The sequence below is a fragment of the Helicobacter apodemus genome (assembly GCF_000765745.2).
Lineage (GTDB): Bacteria > Campylobacterota > Campylobacteria > Campylobacterales > Helicobacteraceae > Helicobacter_D > Helicobacter_D apodemus.
Genome location: NZ_JRPC02000117.1, coordinates 1 through 454, shown reverse-complemented (window position 1 = coordinate 454; position 454 = coordinate 1). Strand labels below are relative to the sequence as shown.

Genomic DNA, 454 nt, shown 5'->3' with positions numbered 1-454 from the left:
TTTAGGAACTTTTAAAAATACTGGAACCATAGAAGCTGTTGGTAATGCAGTGAATGTATATATTAATAATTCTACTCTTACAGATTTTAGTAATAGTGGGACTATTAAAGGAGAGAAAGGTATTCAGATAGGGATTTCTACTCTTACTAATTTTGGTAATAGTGGGACAATCTCTAATAAGAATGGTAATACCATAGCCTTACAAAACACTAAAATACAAACTTTTACTAATACTGGAACTATAGAAAAAACAAATAATGGTGGTAGTGGTGTTGCGATTGAAAACAATACAGCCTTAGGAACTTTTATTAATCAAGGAATAATTAATCATAAAGGTAATGGACCAGGTGTTTATGTAGGTAGTAAAGCTACGATAGAGAACTTTGAGAATAAGGGGACGATAGAGGGTTTTGGGAATGGCATACATGTAGATAGTGCAAATATTCAAACCCTC

General features: G+C 32.4%; 1 pseudogene. It reads left to right on the top strand.

The annotated features are described in order from the left end of the window. Positions 1-454 (top strand): annotated as a pseudogene (locus LS72_RS11170) (hypothetical protein); the annotation flags it as partial.